The sequence below is a fragment of the Methylotuvimicrobium alcaliphilum 20Z genome, assembly GCF_000968535.2.
GTDB lineage: Bacteria > Pseudomonadota > Gammaproteobacteria > Methylococcales > Methylomonadaceae > Methylotuvimicrobium > Methylotuvimicrobium alcaliphilum.
The window spans coordinates 454,992-471,298 of the sequence record NC_016112.1; the positions used below are offsets into that span (position 1 = coordinate 454,992).

Consider the following 16,307-nt stretch of genomic DNA (forward strand, 5'->3'; position numbering starts at 1 on the left):
AATGAGCCGCGATCTTAATCAGACTGTTTTCGTGGCCGGCCATCGAGGCATGGTCGGTTCCGCGATCGTTCGCCGCTTACAAAGTTTAGGTTACCGGTCAATTTTGAGGGCAGGTCGTGATGAGCTTGACCTATTGGATCAGGCGGCGGTACAAGCCTATTTTTCGGCGCACCGGATCGATCAGGTTTACTTGGCGGCGGCCAAGGTCGGCGGCATTCATGCCAATAACACCTTGCCGGCCGAATTTATCTACCAAAACCTGATGATCGAGGCGAATATTATCTATGCGGCCCATCTTAACGGCGTTCAGCGATTGCTGTTTTTGGGCTCGTCTTGCATCTACCCAAAGCTTGCCGAGCAGCCGATGCAAGAGCAGGCGCTGTTGACGGGACTACTCGAGCCGACCAATGAACCGTATGCGATCGCCAAAATTGCCGGCATCAAATTATGCGAGAGTTATAACCGCCAATATGGGCGCGATTATCGTAGCGTGATGCCGACCAATCTCTACGGGCCGAACGATAACTTTCATCCCGAAAACAGTCATGTGATACCGGCCTTGATTCGGCGCTTTCATGAAGCGGTTCAAGCCGGCGATGACGAAGTCGTGATTTGGGGCAGCGGGACGCCGATGCGTGAATTTCTGCATGTCGACGACATGGCCGCCGCCAGCGTGCATGTGATGGAGCTGGATGCCGGTATTTACCAAGTGAATACGCAGCCGATGCTGTCCCACATCAATGTCGGAACCGGGGTGGATTGTACAATTCGGGAGCTGGCCGAAACGCTCGCGAAGGTGGCCGGGTTCAAAGGCCAGTTGAGCTTCGATGCGACCAAACCGGACGGGGCGCCCCGTAAGCTGATGGATGTGTCGCGGCTCAGGTCGTTGGGCTGGAAATATCGTATCGGTTTAGAGGAAGGTTTAACAGATACTTACCGATGGTTTATCGATCATATCGGGCGGGCTAGGATATAGTGATGAAAGCCTCTTCATGGTCGTTAAGGTTTAACAATCCGTCGTTTGATATACGACAATATCTGAAGTCGATGCGTAGAAACTATAAGAGCTTTTAACTGTAACTAATGGGGTAGAAGGTATATAATCCGAAACTTTTAAATAGTTATTACTCAATTCTCACCGGAAAAAAGCATGGTTGGTAAGCTGGTTAAATTTGTTGTAGGTAGTCGGAATGACCGACTGGTCAAAAAGAAAAGGAAGCAGGTCAAAAAAATTAATGCGCTCGCTTCCGATTATGAAAAACTATCCGATGGCGAATTAAAAGCCAAGACCCAAGAGTTTCGTGCTCGTCTCGAGCAGGGCGAAAAGTTGGATGATTTGATCCCGGAAGCCTTTGCAACGGTAAGAGAAGCCTCCGATCGGGTATTCGGCATGCGTCATTACGATGTGCAATTGATCGGCGGTATGGTTCTTAATGACGGCAAGATTGCCGAAATGAAGACCGGCGAGGGAAAAACCTTGATGGCGACCTTGGCGGCTTATCTTAATGCCTTGCCGGGACGCGGAGTGCATATCGTCACGGTTAACGATTATCTGGCGGCTCGCGACGCGCAATGGATGGGGCGCGTATACGAGTTTTTGGGCTTGACGACCGGCGTTATCGTTAGTCGCATGGATAGCGAGGAGAGACGAACCGCTTACGCCGCCGATATCACCTACGGCACCAACAACGAGTTCGGTTTCGACTATTTGCGCGACAACATGGCTTTCAGCTTAGCGCAAAAAGTTCAGAGAGATTTAGCATTTGCGATCGTCGACGAGGTGGATTCGATTTTAATCGACGAGGCGCGCACGCCATTGATTATTTCCGGACCGACCGAGGAAAGCACTGATATTTATATCAAAGCCAACGAGATCGTGCCTTTTTTGACCAAGCAAGAAAAAGAAGACAGTCCGGGCGATTTCTTTGTGGACGAGAAAACCCGGCAGATTTATTTGACCGAGGAAGGTCACGAGCACGTCGAACAATTGATGACCGAACATGGCTTGATGGTCGATGGGGGTAGTCTTTACGATGCGTCTAATATTCGGCTAATGCATTATCTCAATGCGTCGTTGCGTGCCCATCATTTATTTCAAAAAGACGTCGATTATATTGTCGCGAACAATGAAGTCATGATCGTCGATGAATTTACCGGGCGCATTATGCAGGGACGGCGTTGGTCTGAAGGCCTGCATCAGGCCATCGAAGCCAAAGAACGCGTGACGATACAAAATGAAAATCAAACGCTGGCCTCGATTACATTCCAAAATTATTTCCGCCTCTATGAAAAGCTGTCCGGGATGACCGGTACGGCCGATACCGAAGCGTTCGAATTAAACAAGATTTACGGTCTTGAAGTGGTCGTCATTCCGACCCATCGGCCGATGATTCGTAAAGACATGGGCGACTTAGTCTATTTAACGGCTCGTGAAAAATACCAGGCCATTGCTCAAGACATCAAAAGTTGCGTCGAACGCGGTCAGCCGGTTTTGGTCGGAACGACATCGATCGAAAACTCCGAGATTATTTCCGCATTACTTACCAAGGAAAATATTAAGCACGAAGTGTTGAATGCCAAGCAGCATGAACGCGAAGCGCATATTATCGAACAGGCCGGTATGCCGGGCGCGGTAACGATTGCAACCAATATGGCCGGGCGAGGTACCGATATCGTGTTGGGCGGTAATCTTGATGCTGAACTGTCGGCGCTAGGCGAGGAAGCCTCAGAAGAAGATCGGGAAAAAGTTCGCGGAGCATGGCTCGATCGTCATCAGCAAGTCATTGCCAGCGGCGGCTTGCATGTAATCGGTTCCGAGCGCCACGAATCGCGGCGTATCGACAATCAGTTAAGGGGACGCTCGGGGCGGCAAGGCGACCCGGGGTCGACACGGTTCTACTTATCGCTCGAAGATCCGTTAATGCGTATTTTTGCCTCCGACCGCGTTGCAGGCTTGATGCAAAAATTGGGCATGGGCGATGGCGAGGCGATTGAGCACCCTTGGGTCACTCGTTCGATTGAAAACGCTCAACGAAAAGTCGAAAGCCGGAATTTCGACATACGTAAACAAATCTTGGCTTACGATGATGTCGCTAACGATCAGCGCAAAGTGGTCTATGCGCAACGCAACGAGCTTATGGCCGCGGAAGATATTTCCGATATCATGAGCGAAATCCGCAAGGATGTGGTTAATAATGTTATTACGCAATACATTCCGCCGAAAACAATGGAAGAGCAGTGGGATACTAAAGGCCTGGAAGATCATCTCTTGCAAGAATTTAATGCCGAAATACCGGTAAGGCAAATGCTGGAGGATGACAAAAGACTTAACGAAGCCTCGTTGCGTGAGCGCATTGTGGAGTTGGTCGAGGAAAGATATAAGGAAAAAGAACTCAAGATTGAGCCCAAAATATTACGGCATTTCGAAAAGTCCGTAATGTTGCAAGTCTTGGATAATAGTTGGAAAGAACATTTGGCGGCGATGGATCATTTGCGCCAGGGCATTCATTTTAGAGGTTATGCGCAAAAAGATCCGAAGCAAGAATATAAGCGTGAAGCTTTCGAAATGTTTACCAGTTTGCTGGATCACATTAAGTACGAAGTGATTGGTATCCTTGCGAAGGTTCAAGTGACTCAAGAAGAGGATGTTCAAGCGATAGATGAAATGAGACAAGCGCCCAAGGAAATGCATTACGAGCATGCCGAGGCGGAGCCGATAGCAGCGCCGGTCGAGGATGCGCCGCCTCCGATGGAGCCGGAAAAATCTGTCGATCAGCCGTTTGTTAGAAATGAGCGTAAGGTAGGTCGTAACGACCCTTGTCCATGCGGGTCGGGAAAAAAATATAAGCAATGCCATGGGCGTATCAGTTAGATGCTCCCTTCGAGTGTTTCTAGTTGGTGACCGGCGAGTCAATGCATAGTCGTGCATTTGTGAACTGGTGCTACTGAGATGTCTTCGGCTTGCCGTCCATCGCATTTGATACCCGTTTGTCTGAATATTTATTCAAGTAATATGAACGCCTGTTTCTCAAGCGGATTAAGGCTTAATTTAATAGCCTTAAATCACTTGTTTAATGAAAATAAACCGATATGATTGATATGTACGAACAATCCGAAGAGCCATCAAAAATGCCTAGCACCATTTTCAAAAAAAGTAAGCCGGCCCCAACGATAACCAAGCTCCCAAGTTTGTCGTTGGATAAGGATCATTTGATTACCGATTTCAAGCGTTATTACGCTTATCGCTTAGGGCGCGACGAAAACTGTCGGTCTCCGTATTATGCATACGAAGCCTTGTCTTTAGTTATCAGTGACAGGCTCATCGAACGTTGGAAAAATACTTACAACGCCTATAGGGATACCGATTGCAGAAAGGCTTATTACCTGTCGATGGAATTTTTGATGGGGCGAACCTTGAGCAATGCGATGCTCAATCTAGGCGTGACTGACGAAGCCACTCGCGCGATGTATGATCTCGGATTGGAAATCGAGGAATTGGTCGATAGCGAACCGGATGCAGGGCTTGGCAATGGCGGTTTGGGGCGATTGGCGGCCTGTTTTATCGATAGTTGCGCCACCTTGCAGCTTCCGGTCATCGGTTATGGGTTGCGCTACGAATACGGCATGTTTAGTCAAGTCCTACAGAATGGCGAGCAAGTGGAAAGGCCCGATCATTGGTTGAGAAACGGCAATGTTTGGGAAATTGAAAGGCCGGAGTACGCGCATCGGATCAAATTCGGCGGGCGTACCGAATCGCATAGCGATGAAAACGGCAACAAAAGGATTTGTTGGGTCGATACGCAAGATATTCTCGCGGTTCCCTACGACACACCGATTCCCGGGTACAACAACGGTACCGTCAATACGTTGAGGTTATGGAAATCGACTGCGACCGAGGAATTCAATCTGCAAGAATTCAATGCCGGTGATTATGCCGAGTCGGTAGCCGCTAAGAATACTGCGGAAAATATCACGATGGTGCTTTATCCGAACGATGCCAATGAGAACGGCAAAGCATTGCGCTTAAAACAGCAATATTTGTTGGCTTCAGCCAGTTTACAGGACGTTATCGCTAACTGGGTTGGACGACATGGCAACAACTTTAGCGATTTCGCCGAGAAAAACTGTTTTCAATTGAACGATACGCATCCTAGTATAGCCGTGGCCGAATTGATGCGCTTATTGATCGACATTCATGGTTTGTCTTGGAATGAGGCATGGGGTATTACGACTAAAACCATGGCATATACCAACCATACCTTGCTGCCGGAAGCCTTGGAACGCTGGTCAGTGAGTTTGTTTGAGCAGCTTTTGCCGAGATTGTTGGAAATTATTTACGATATCAATGCAAGATTTATGGCCGAAGTCTCGACGCATTGGCCGGGCGATCTCGATAGAATGCGACGCATGTCGATCATCGAGGAAGGCACGGAGAAGCAAGTGCGCATGGCTTATTTGGCCATCGTCGGCAGCTATTCGATTAACGGTGTCGCCGAATTGCACTCGAAGTTGTTACAAGAAGGGCTATTCAAGGATTTTTATGAATTATGGCCATCAAAGTTTAATAACAAGACGAATGGTGTGACTCCACGCCGTTGGTTGGCCGGTTGTAATCCTGCTTTGGCGGAGCTGATCACGGAAACCATAGGCGACGCTTGGATAACCGATTTGTCGGAGTTGCAAAAACTGAAGCCTTATGCCGAGGATGCCGCGTTTCGTGGTAAGTGGCTGGCTATTCAACGCCAAAATAAGCAACGCTTAATCGACTATAAGAAGAGCGAACTCGGCCTCGAGTTGTCTGCCGATGCCTTGTTCGATGTGCAGGTCAAGCGGATTCATGAGTATAAACGGCAGTTGCTCAATGTTTTGCATGTCATACATTTGTACGACAAGATAAAGCGCGGCGATACGCAAGATTGGGTTAATCGTTGCGTTTTAATCGGAGGTAAAGCGGCGCCCGGTTATGTGATGGCTAAAAATATCATTAAATTCATTAATAATGTTTCCGACGTCATTAATTTCGATCCGGAGGTCGGCGATAAATTGAAATTGGTTTTTTTGCCGAATTATCGGGTTTCCGCGATGGAAATCATTTGTACCGGAGCCGATTTGTCCGAACAAATTTCGACGGCCGGCAAGGAGGCTTCCGGTACAGGCAATATGAAATTCATGATGAACGGAGCGATTACGATCGGCACGTTGGATGGTGCTAATATTGAAATTCTCGAAGAAGTCGGTGAGGATAATTTCTTTTTATTCGGCTTAACAGAGGATCAAGTCGAGGCAATGAAAGGGCATTACGATCCTAACGCAATTATTGAGCAGGATAATGACCTAAAAAGGGTCGTGAATCTGATCGAGTGCGGGCATTTCAATCTGATGGAGCCCGGTATATTCGACGATCTTGTTAATTCGATTAAAAGTCCTTACGATCCTTGGATGACTGTTGCCGATTTTCGCAGTTATGTCGATGCGCAAAATCGTGCCGAGAAAGCCTTCGTAGATACTGAGCGATGGACCAAAATGAGTATCCTCAATTGTGCTTCGAGCGGAAAGTTTTCGACCGATCGAACCATAGGCGATTATAATCGGGATATTTGGAAGCTGACACCTGTTCGGATAGATGAATTATAACTCCGTTCTTGGCCTAAGAGCCGTTAAAATTTTAGACGTGGGATCTGCTTGTCAAGGAACGCAGTAAATCCAGTACCTAACGTTCATGAAGACCTGGCAATCTCCCCGGCAAATGAAAGTGCGAGCTGTGGTGGGCGCGGTCACTCGCCCGACAGGACGCCGTGAATACGTCCATGTAGGCTCGACGGCGGCTTTCCCTGCCGCCGACGCCTGTCGGTCGAGCAACCGCACCCTCTTCGGAACCGGAATTGCCAGAACGGAGATTTGCATATCAAAAAATTAGATAAAGAACACAAATCTACGAACTTTCACAGTAATTATACTCATCGTAGATCAAAATTCGGCGCCGGGGTGACCATCAAAGGACGCCGTGAACCCCGCACCTAAATTATCCAAGATAATTAACCATAGTCAATGGGCTATGGAATTTAGGTGGCTGGATTTAGGTGCCGGCTAAAGAGAAGTTGGCTTAATTGCCGTTTTTGTTGCAAGGAAGTGTCGTTAATGTTTGATATCGTGCTCTATGAGCCTGAAATACCGGCGAATTCCGGTAATATCATTAGGTTATGCGCCAATACCGGTGCGAGTTTGCATTTAATCGAGCCGTTGGGCTTTGATATGGATGACAAAAAACTGCGCAGGGCCGGTTTGGATTATCATGAATGGGCAAATGTCTGTGTTTACGGTTCGTTGGCCGATTTTGTCGATCAACGCAAACCGCCAAGGTTGTTTGCATTATCAACCAAGGGGCGCAAAGTCTATAGTGAGGTAGGTTTTGAGCCGAAAGATGCGTTTTTGTTCGGACCGGAATCGCGCGGTCTGCCCGCCTCGGTTTTGACAACGATGGAACGGGACAAATTACTGTATTTACCGATGCAGCCCGATAGTCGTAGTTTAAATTTATCCAATACCGTTTCGATTGTATTGTATGAAGCCTGGCGGCAACAGTCGTTTGTCGGAGCGTTAATCAAATAAGCTGGTTAGCATTGCGCAGGTGAGACTAAGTCCCAAGCGCCGGCGTAGATCGAAGGATGGGGTTTGAGGTCATACGCATCAAGCTAAAAACAGCCAACCCGCATCACGCTCTTTCCCAAGCTCCAGAGACTGTGAAAGTATTCCAAATCTAAGCGGCTCTCAGGTTGCCCAGCGCGGCATTTTTTTGAAAATTCAGGTTTTGCTGCCTATGGCATCGTTTTTATTTAAGCCAACCAGCCAAAATCCGTCATTTTTTATGCATATTCCATGTTTTTTAGCGTATTTCCTGGTCTCCGGACGCAATAATCCCTCAGCGCGTCAGCACCGAGAATCGTGAGTAGGCGCGTGAAGTTGTAGGCTAAAACCATCAGGCTAAATTCGCCTCGACACTTTTCCAAGCCTCGCATCAAGAAGTGGTTCATGCCCGCGCGATGCTTGAGCGTACCAAAGGGGTGCTCAACCAAGGCCGCGCGTTTCTTCATGATGCCCGGTTGTTGTTCCATCCGCTGGCGGTGGCGTTCGATGACGTCTTCATGCTCCCAGCGCTGAATTTGTTTGATCGTGGCTTTTTCGGTTAAACAGTGTTCGCGTAGGGGACACTGGCTGCAGTCGGCGGGCTTGCTTTTGTAGCCGGTCATCCATTTGCCGTTTTTTTGATGGGCTTTGCCGCTGACAGTCAATAGCTTGCCTTGTGGGCAACAATAGGCATTTTGTTCCGGGTCGTAGCTGAACTGCTCGCGCGTCAAGCGTCCCTTCGCGGCGATGGCTTTCGACTTATCGGGTATGGCCACATATACGGGAGTGTTTTGGTCTTCGCAAGATTTCAGTTGGTTGCCTTCGAAATAACCACTGTCGGCAAGCCCGGTCAGGCTTTCGGACTGCAAGGTCTCTTGCGCCTTTGCCATCATCGGCGCCAGCTGATGAACGTCATTACCGGCTTGTGTGACCTCGTCGACCACGATCAGTTTGTGCCGGTCGTCCACGGCAATTTGGACATTGTAGCCGGAAACGGTTTGTCCGCGTTTGGTCAGCAAGCGGGCATCGGGGTCGACGGTGGAGACTTGTTTGTCGCCGCTGGTTTTGAGCTGTTGCAGCAAGGCTTTTTTCTCGGCTTGTTTAGTTTGCAATTGCTCAAGCTTTGCTGGCAGCTGTTCATCCTCAACCAGGCTGCCTAGGCTGGCTCGGTCATCGGCGGAATCCTGCTCGGCGAGGGCTTGTTGGTAGTCGGCGATTTTCCGGCTTAACTTTTCAAGCTGTTTGTTGAGTTTATCTTCGGTGTAAATCCCCGCTTTACTGGCGTTGGCATTGAAAAAGCTGCCATCGACGGCGACTTGTTCGCCACCGAACAGCGTGAGTTCTTTGCACAGCAATAGGAAATCGCGGTTCGCCGCCTTTAAGGCATCGCTATTGCCTTGGCGAAAGTCGGCGATGGTTTTGTAGCTAGGCTGTAAGCCTGCGATCAGCCACATCACTTCCAGATTGCGAGTGGTCTCTCGTTCCAATTTACGGCTACTGCGAATACCTTGCAAATAGCCATACAAATACAGCTTCAATAACGCCGCCGGATCATAAGCCGGCTGCCCGGCACCAATGACCGGCTCGGTGTTTTTGAAACCTAAGACATACAAGTCCAACGTATCGACATAGGCATCAATGGCTCGCACTGGATTATTCTGACTAACATAGTCATCAATACAAAGCGGCAACAGCATGTCTTGCTGGCGGTTTAATGCGCGATGATAGCGGCGGGATGACATGGCGGTTTGTTAACGGGTAGTGGTTAAGTAATATATATTATAGTGTATGGACTGCAATAATACTTTCACAGTCTCTCCAGCTTGGGAAAGACGCACCGGAAGCTCCAGCTTCCTGAGACCGACACAAGCTCCGCACATTCTTAATCAACCCCGACTCGCCCGCTCGTTCAATCTTTCTTGATTGTCGGGACGCTAGGGCTTCCTGAATAGGTTACCCAAGCTGGAGCTTGGGTAACAGCATAAAATCTTTTCACCATTCACCATTACAAAATCATAGACCGTAGACAGTGAATTTGTAAAAATTTAGCTAGCTTTCGGCTTTTAATTCGCGGTCCAATAGGTTTTGCACGGCAGCCAGCGGCGATAAGCTCTCATAGAGTACTTTGTAGGTTTGTTCAGTAATCGGCATGTCGATGCCGTGGGTCTGCGCAAGTAAATAAGTTTCTTTTGCAGCCGACACGCCTTCGATTTCTTGGTCGATTTCTTCACGGGCTGCGGCGCGATTTTTGTTCTGTCCGAGCGCAAGTCCGAAGCGCCGGTTTCTTGATTGGTTGTCGGTACAAGTTAAAATCAAGTCGCCGAGTCCGGCAAGGCCCATGAACGTTTCTTGTCGGCCGCCGAGTTCTAAGCCGAGCCTGATTATTTCATGGAGTCCCCGTGTAATGAGTGCGGCGCGTGTGTTGGCGCCGAAATTCAGACCGTCTGCAATGCCCGAGGCGATAGCCAATACGTTTTTAACCGCGCCGCCGGTTTGTACGCCGATCATGTCGGTGCTGGTGTAAGTGCGGAATCGTGCGCTGTGGAAGATTCGGGTTAATAGTTCAGAGAAGCCGGCATGATTAGATGCAATTGTAATTGCCGTCGGTAAATCGGCCGCGACTTCGCGGGCAAAAGTCGGACCGGATAAAACCGCAGTCGGAGTCTCTTTGGAAAATATGCGTTCGACCGAGTAATGTAACAAATACCCGTCGTTTGGTGCGAACCCTTTGGTAGCCCAGGCGATTTGCACCTGTTGGCCGGTAAATCGACGTAGCTTGATCAGCGTGTCCTTGAATGCATGACTAGGAACGGCAATCAGGATTAAGTCGCTGAATGCTGCGGCTTCGGCAAGTTCAGAGCTGGTTTCAAGGGTGTTGGGAAAAACAAAACCGGGCAAGTATCGCTGATTGGTTCTATTCTGTTGTAGTGTTCGAATATGGATTGGATCGTGTCCCCACAGCAGCGTACGATAGCCGTTTCGGGCTGCTTGTATCGCTAAAGCAGTGCCCCATGACCCGGCACCGAGTACGCTGATAGTTGAGGTCATAAGTCTTTAGTTGACCTTATTTGAGCCGGGAGCTTGCTGTTTGGCTTGTTGTAAGTGCTGAGCGTAGAGCGCATCGAAGTTGACCGGGGCCAGAAGCAGTTGTGGAAAACCGCCTTTGGCAACCAGGTCCGAAACAGCTTCGCGTGCATAAGGGAATAATATATTGGGGCAGAAGCTGCCGACCATCGGCCCCATTTCTTCTTCGCTAAATCCCTTCAAGGCATAAATGCCGGCTTGGCAGACTTCAACCAAGTAAGCGGTTGATTCGCCGCATTTGACCGTGACGGTTACGGTCAAGGAAACTTCATACATGTCGTTTTCCAAGGTTTGTACATTAGTGCCAAGATTGAAATCGACTTTCGGTTCCCATTTTTCGGTAAAAATCTTCGGAGAATTCGGTGTTTCGAACGAAATGTCCTTGGTATAAATTTTTTGAATCGAGAAATGCTTTTCTGCGGGGTTGTTTTCTTCGGCCATGGGTTTTAAGTCCTGTTTTTATGAATAGAAAAATTTTAACTTTATGTCGTAAAAAGCTAGGAAAATCAGTTTTTGTTTTTACTAGCGATTTTAATAGGGAGTTTGTTTTCTTCCCAAGATTGCATGCCGCCGATGATGTTGTAAACATCTGAGAAGCCGGCCTTGGTTAAGGTTTTGCAAGCCGGTACGGAGCGCGTTCCCGTTTGACAGACCACGATGACCGGGTGGTCTTTGTGTTGAGCGAGTTCGCCAAGTTGGTTTTCCAGTTTGGCGAGCGGAACGTTGATGGCATTTTCGATAGCGCCTTTAATGAATTCATGCGGCTCTCGAACATCAATGATGATCGCGTCGCTGGCATTCATTTTTACGACTGCCAATAAAGGGGAGAGTGCTTTGAATTTATTGAACAGGCTCTCAAATAAGTCTTGAATCAGCAGGAAGGTGACGACTGCTAGTGCCAGCGACAATAAATAATGATTTAAGATGAACTCTATTAAACGATCCATTGGGTGATTGGTAAGGTAATTAGAAATTAAGGTGAAGGAAAAACAGTTGGTTTAGCAAGTGGTGCAAAAAACGTCACGCATCATTTTAATGAGTTTAAGCATGCGTTCGTCGTCGATGTAATAAAAAACCCGGTTGGCTTCTTTTTTAGAGCCTAAAATGCCTTTTTCTCTTAGAATAGACAAATGCTGAGAGATGTTGCTTTGGCTGGTTCCGACTTGCTCGACTATGTCCTGAACGTTAATCGATTCACTGCCGAGTACACAGAGTATTTTTAAACGAAGGGGATGGGACATAGCTTTCAGGCAGCGAGCAGCCCGGTCAATTTCCGCGTCGTTATTGATTAGATGATCTTCGTCATGATCCATGGAGTATCGATTCTTAAAAACCAAGCAGTGTGGGCTCAGGGGTGTCGAGAATTAGACTTCGATCGGTTGCCCTAAAAGCTGCAAATATGACCGCGAAGTATATTTATACACAACATTTGCTAACGTGTATTACTATAATTATAGTGACAAGCCGGATCTGACTATTAACAGTGAATTTCAAATAGCCAGTAAATCTAACAAAATGAGCGGCGCTTTTCAATCATTTTGACTGATTGCGACAAACACGCCATTAAAAACGGGCATGAAGCGACTCCCTATACACTCAAAAACTAGCTAAGGAATATGCACAAAATAACCTCTACAAGTAGTAGGCTTTGCGGCGTTTCGGTCGCTCGCTTGACAGGACGCTGTGAATACGTCCATGTAGGCTTGACGGCTGCTATCCTCGCCGGCACCTGCCCATCGAGTCGCCAAACCCCTTTCCAACAATTGTCGAAGTTATTTTATGTTCATTCCTTAACGAGTATGGGCATGCAGCCGCCGTTTGGAATGACGGGAAGATCCTTATTTACAGAGGCTTGAACGGCTTTATGAATAAAATTTTCGTCGGCTTCGCTTGGTTAGCGCTGAGCGGTTTAGCTGTTCAGGTTGCAGCGGAAGAAAAAAATCGGGACTTGGTTAAAATTCAAGCCGAAATCGATGCCGTCAATCGGAATATAAAGCGGATTGAAAAAGAGCAGGGCGCATTGTTGATGCAGCTGGCGGAAATTGAAAAATATTATGGTAAGACCGTCGCAACCCTAAAACAATTGCAAGGACAGATCGATAGCAAGCAACGAAAAATTAAAGATTTGCGCGAAAAAACGCGTTTATTGCAACTTGAAATTGCTGAACAAAATGAAGGGTTAAGTAATCAAGTTAAAGCCGCTTACGCGATGGGTCGGAAGGAAAAGTTGAAGTTGATGCTAAACCAAGAAGATCCGGCTTTATCCAGCCGTATTATGGTTTATTATAACTATCTAAATAAAGCGAGGCTGGAGAAATTGACAGGAATCGGCCAAACGGTCATAGAGCTCACCGAGCTGGAACGGGAAAACTTAAAGGAAAGTCAATTACTCGAGCAGACTTTGCAGTTAAAAAAAACCGAGCAAGAGGCATTGGACCGAAGCCGGTTGCAAAGGAAAGAATTACTGGTCCGTCTTGAAAAAGATTATTCCTCCAGCAAGCTTCGATTGAGTCAATTGCGGGAAGGCGAGGCTCGGTTACAAAAATTGGTTAATGGTTTACAACAAGCGGCGATTAAACAGCCGTTTGAACCGGAACCTGGAAAACCGGTCATAAAGCAGCAAGAGCCAGTCGATTGGCCTGTTAAGCCTTTCGCATCCTCGCAAGGAGACTTGCCTTGGCCTGTTAAAGGCCAATTAGTGAAAAAATTCGGTAGCCCCAGGTTGGGAAGTCGTTGGGACGGCGTTTTGATCGGTGCGGGCGAAGGTACGGAAATAAGAGCAGTTTCTGCGGGCAAGGTTGTATTCGCCGATTGGCTAAGAGGTTATGGTTTGTTGACGATCATCGATCACGGCAATGGTTATATGACGCTCTATGCGTTCAACCAAAGCCTTTATAAATCGGTCGGCGACCGAGTCGCTCCAGGCGATGTGATTGCCTCGGTCGGTAAAAGCGGCGGTAGAAGTAAGGCGGGGCTGTATTTTGGAATACGCAAGAATGGCAAGCCCGTCGATCCGGTTCGGTGGTGCCGCAAAACAGATCAGGATCGCACAGGATAAATGTAGTAATTATTCATATCCCTCTATCATTCCCACGCTCCAGCGTGGGAGTGAAGACCGAGACGCTCTAGCGTCTCGTACCGCTGGAGCGGTACTCAGGCATTCCCACGCAGAGCGTGGGAACGATAATTGCCGGGGGACTGAATAGTTACTAAATGTATTATTTAAATCGGAAATCAGAAGTTTGGAGTTTTTAGGGCTATGCAGAAAAAAAGTTTATGGGGTTTGGTTCTGGGAATGTTCCTGGGCATTTTTATCAGCGTTGGCGGTAATGTCCTGGCTGAACGCGGTAGTCGATCATCGGAGACCGAGGTGCTGCCTTTCGAGGACCTTCGTACCTTTACCGAAATCTTTGGACGTATCAAGCGCGATTATGTCGAACCGGTAACAGACAAACAGTTGCTCGAACATGCAATTCGCGGCATGTTGATCGGGCTCGATCCGCATTCGGATTACCTGACCGGCGATCAGTACAAGGAGCTTCAAGAAGGTACAACGGGACAATTTGGCGGTTTGGGCATTGAAGTCACAATGGAAAACGGTTTTGTCAAAGTCGTATCGCCGATTGATGATACGCCGGCTCAACGAGCCGGAGTGCGGGCCGGAGATTTGGTTGTCCGCTTAGACGATCAACCGGTTAAAGGGATGTCTCTTGGTGATGCCGTAAAATTGATGCGAGGTGATCCGGGTAGCAGAATAGTATTGACCATTATGCGCGAAGGCGAGGAAGCGCCGTTGAAAATTGAGATCATCCGGGACATTATCAAGGTTAAAAGCGTTAGAAACCGGCTTCTTGAAAAAGATTACGGTTATTTGAGAATCAGCAGCTTCCAATCTAAAACCGGAGAAGGTTTACGCAAGGCTATGGCGGAATTAGAAAAGGAAAACGATGGAAAACTAAAAGGATTAGTACTGGATTTGCGCAATAATCCCGGCGGTGTCCTAAATGCAGCCGTTGATGTAAGCGATGCTTTTCTTGATAAAGGCTTGATCGTATATACCGAAGGACGTATTGAAAATTCCGAGATGCGCTTCAATGCCTCTCCGGACGATGTGCTCGATGGCGCGCCTATTGTGGTGTTGATCAATGCCGGATCCGCTTCGGCATCTGAAATCGTAGCCGGTGCTTTACAGGATCACCGGCGAGCGGTCATCATGGGCGAGAAATCGTTCGGTAAAGGTTCGGTACAAACTGTTTTGCCAACTAGTGGCGGAGCGGCAGTCAAGTTGACCACCGCGCGTTATTTTACGCCTTCGGGCCGCTCTATTCAGGCCGAAGGTATCGAGCCGGATATACAATTGGCTCGCTATAAGTTGGAATCGGTAGAGGGACCTGACTTTAAGCCGGTCAAAGAAGCCGATTTGTCGCGCCATTTAACTAACGGCAACCGGTCTAAAAAGAAGCCGGAGTCAAAGGATACAGAGCAAGATCAAGAGAAAAGCAAATTGGAAATTACCGATTATCCGCTTCATGAAGCCTTGATGTTGCTGAAAGGGATCGCAATTTTGCGGAATTAACGTTTCGACTGGCGCATGAGACCCCGGCATTTCATTGGTTTATTAATCTTTGGGATGTCGGGGTTTTTTATTGCCTTGCATCCGGCCGCGGCAGAGTTAAACGAACGTTCGCGCATCGCCATTATTATGGACGATATGGGCAATAGTCTCGAAACCGGTACTGCCGCAATCGGATTGCCCGGTAATATCACATATTCGTTTTTGCCGTTTGCTTTGCATTCCAGGCGGTTGGCATTACTTGCATCGCGTCGCGGTAAGGAAATTATGTTACATGCGCCGATGCAGGCACTAAGCGATAAGCCTATGGGGGCAGGCGGGTTAACCGTATCGTTGGATCGCAATGAGGTCGTGCGTCGGTTTTCGGCGCAATTGGCGGCTGTTCCGGGTATTTCGGGTGTCAATAATCACATGGGCAGCGCCCTGACGCGTGATCCGGTAACGATGGGATGGCTAATGGAGGTCTTAGCGAGGAAGCCCGATGCTTTGTATTTTGTCGACAGTGTGACGACCGATCACTCGGTAGCCAAAAAAGTGGCGGATGCTCATCGAGTCCCCGCTTTGAGTCGGGATGTTTTTTTGGATCATGAGGGTTCGAAAATTAAGATCCGCGCACAATTCGAATTGCTTATTTCGATCGCTAAACGGCGTGGTCATGCCGTGGCGATTGGGCATCCGAGAGTGAATACATTAAAGGTTTTACGGGAAAAATTGTCGGACTTGGATCGAATCGGAGTCGAATTAGTACCGGTTTCGGCACTATTAGCGCAATACCCCAGTCCTCGGGCATTTCCGGTTAAACAGCGCAAATTGCCTGTTCAAATAGTCGAGCAAAAAGCGATGGAACCCTTGAAAAGAAGGCAACATAAGCCAATACGGATTAGGGCAATACCTTTAAAACCAAGCGTTCAAATAGCAAATGACAAGATAAAGGTCCGAGAATTTGATCTATTCTAATAGTCAAGGATTACGATATACCCATCGCAGATCAAAATTCGGCACCGGGGCCCGTCAAAGGACGCCGTGA

12 protein-coding genes are annotated in these 16,307 nt (G+C 48.0%); 7 read left to right on the forward strand and 5 right to left on the reverse strand.

Going from position 1 to position 16,307, the window contains the following annotated elements:
• Window position 1: 1 nt before the first annotated feature.
• The 4 genes from fcl to MEALZ_RS02125 all read left to right on the forward strand — a co-directional run bounded on the left by fcl (window position 2) and on the right by MEALZ_RS02125 (window position 7,608).
• Window positions 2-976, forward strand: coding sequence for a GDP-L-fucose synthase (gene fcl / locus MEALZ_RS02110; protein ID WP_014146937.1), 975 nt, complete (start codon window positions 2-4; stop codon window positions 974-976).
• Between the two features lie 174 nt (window positions 977-1,150).
• Complete coding sequence (gene secA / locus MEALZ_RS02115; RefSeq protein ID WP_014146938.1) at window positions 1,151-3,871, forward strand: preprotein translocase subunit SecA; 2,721 nt, start codon at window positions 1,151-1,153, stop codon at window positions 3,869-3,871.
• A 257-nt stretch (window positions 3,872-4,128) separates the two neighbouring features.
• Window positions 4,129-6,633 (forward strand): glycogen/starch/alpha-glucan phosphorylase, encoded by a 2,505-nt coding sequence (locus MEALZ_RS02120; protein WP_046061319.1) that lies wholly within the window; start codon window positions 4,129-4,131, stop codon window positions 6,631-6,633.
• A 504-nt stretch (window positions 6,634-7,137) separates the two neighbouring features.
• The gene (locus MEALZ_RS02125; RefSeq protein ID WP_014146940.1) at window positions 7,138-7,608 is read left to right on the forward strand and encodes a tRNA (cytidine(34)-2'-O)-methyltransferase; all 471 of its coding nucleotides are present in this window, start codon (window positions 7,138-7,140) and stop codon (window positions 7,606-7,608) included.
• A 254-nt stretch (window positions 7,609-7,862) separates the two neighbouring features.
• Here the strand turns inward: MEALZ_RS02125 and MEALZ_RS02130 are convergent, their stop codons facing one another.
• From MEALZ_RS02130 to MEALZ_RS02150, 5 genes are all read right to left on the reverse strand, one after another.
• The gene (locus MEALZ_RS02130) at window positions 7,863-9,365 is read right to left on the reverse strand and encodes an IS1182 family transposase (RefSeq protein WP_014146941.1); all 1,503 of its coding nucleotides are present in this window, start codon (window positions 9,363-9,365) and stop codon (window positions 7,863-7,865) included.
• A 307-nt stretch (window positions 9,366-9,672) separates the two neighbouring features.
• Window positions 9,673-10,671 carry an NAD(P)H-dependent glycerol-3-phosphate dehydrogenase gene (locus MEALZ_RS02135; RefSeq protein ID WP_014146942.1) on the reverse strand — a complete coding sequence of 333 codons (999 nt, stop codon included), beginning with the start codon at window positions 10,669-10,671 and terminating at the stop codon, window positions 9,673-9,675.
• Window positions 10,672-10,677: 6 nt separating this feature from the next.
• Window positions 10,678-11,148 (reverse strand): protein-export chaperone SecB, encoded by a 471-nt coding sequence (secB, locus tag MEALZ_RS02140; RefSeq protein ID WP_014146943.1) that lies wholly within the window; start codon window positions 11,146-11,148, stop codon window positions 10,678-10,680.
• Window positions 11,149-11,213: 65 nt separating this feature from the next.
• Window positions 11,214-11,654 (reverse strand): rhodanese-like domain-containing protein, encoded by a 441-nt coding sequence (locus MEALZ_RS02145; protein ID WP_014146944.1) that lies wholly within the window; start codon window positions 11,652-11,654, stop codon window positions 11,214-11,216.
• Window positions 11,655-11,705: 51 nt separating this feature from the next.
• Complete coding sequence (locus MEALZ_RS02150) at window positions 11,706-12,020, reverse strand: ArsR/SmtB family transcription factor (protein WP_014146945.1); 315 nt, start codon at window positions 12,018-12,020, stop codon at window positions 11,706-11,708.
• A gap of 551 nt (window positions 12,021-12,571) precedes the next feature.
• Between MEALZ_RS02150 and MEALZ_RS02155 the strand changes: the two genes are divergently transcribed.
• The 3 genes from MEALZ_RS02155 to MEALZ_RS02165 all read left to right on the forward strand — a co-directional run bounded on the left by MEALZ_RS02155 (window position 12,572) and on the right by MEALZ_RS02165 (window position 16,237).
• A complete protein-coding gene (locus MEALZ_RS02155) occupies window positions 12,572-13,765 on the forward strand; it encodes a murein hydrolase activator EnvC family protein (RefSeq protein WP_014146946.1) in 1,194 nt (397 codons plus the stop codon).
• 201 nt (window positions 13,766-13,966) lie between these two features.
• Window positions 13,967-15,283 (forward strand): S41 family peptidase, encoded by a 1,317-nt coding sequence (locus tag MEALZ_RS02160; RefSeq protein WP_014146947.1) that lies wholly within the window; start codon window positions 13,967-13,969, stop codon window positions 15,281-15,283.
• A 15-nt stretch (window positions 15,284-15,298) separates the two neighbouring features.
• Window positions 15,299-16,237 (forward strand): divergent polysaccharide deacetylase family protein, encoded by a 939-nt coding sequence (locus MEALZ_RS02165; RefSeq protein WP_014146948.1) that lies wholly within the window; start codon window positions 15,299-15,301, stop codon window positions 16,235-16,237.
• Window positions 16,238-16,307: the final 70 nt, after the last annotated feature.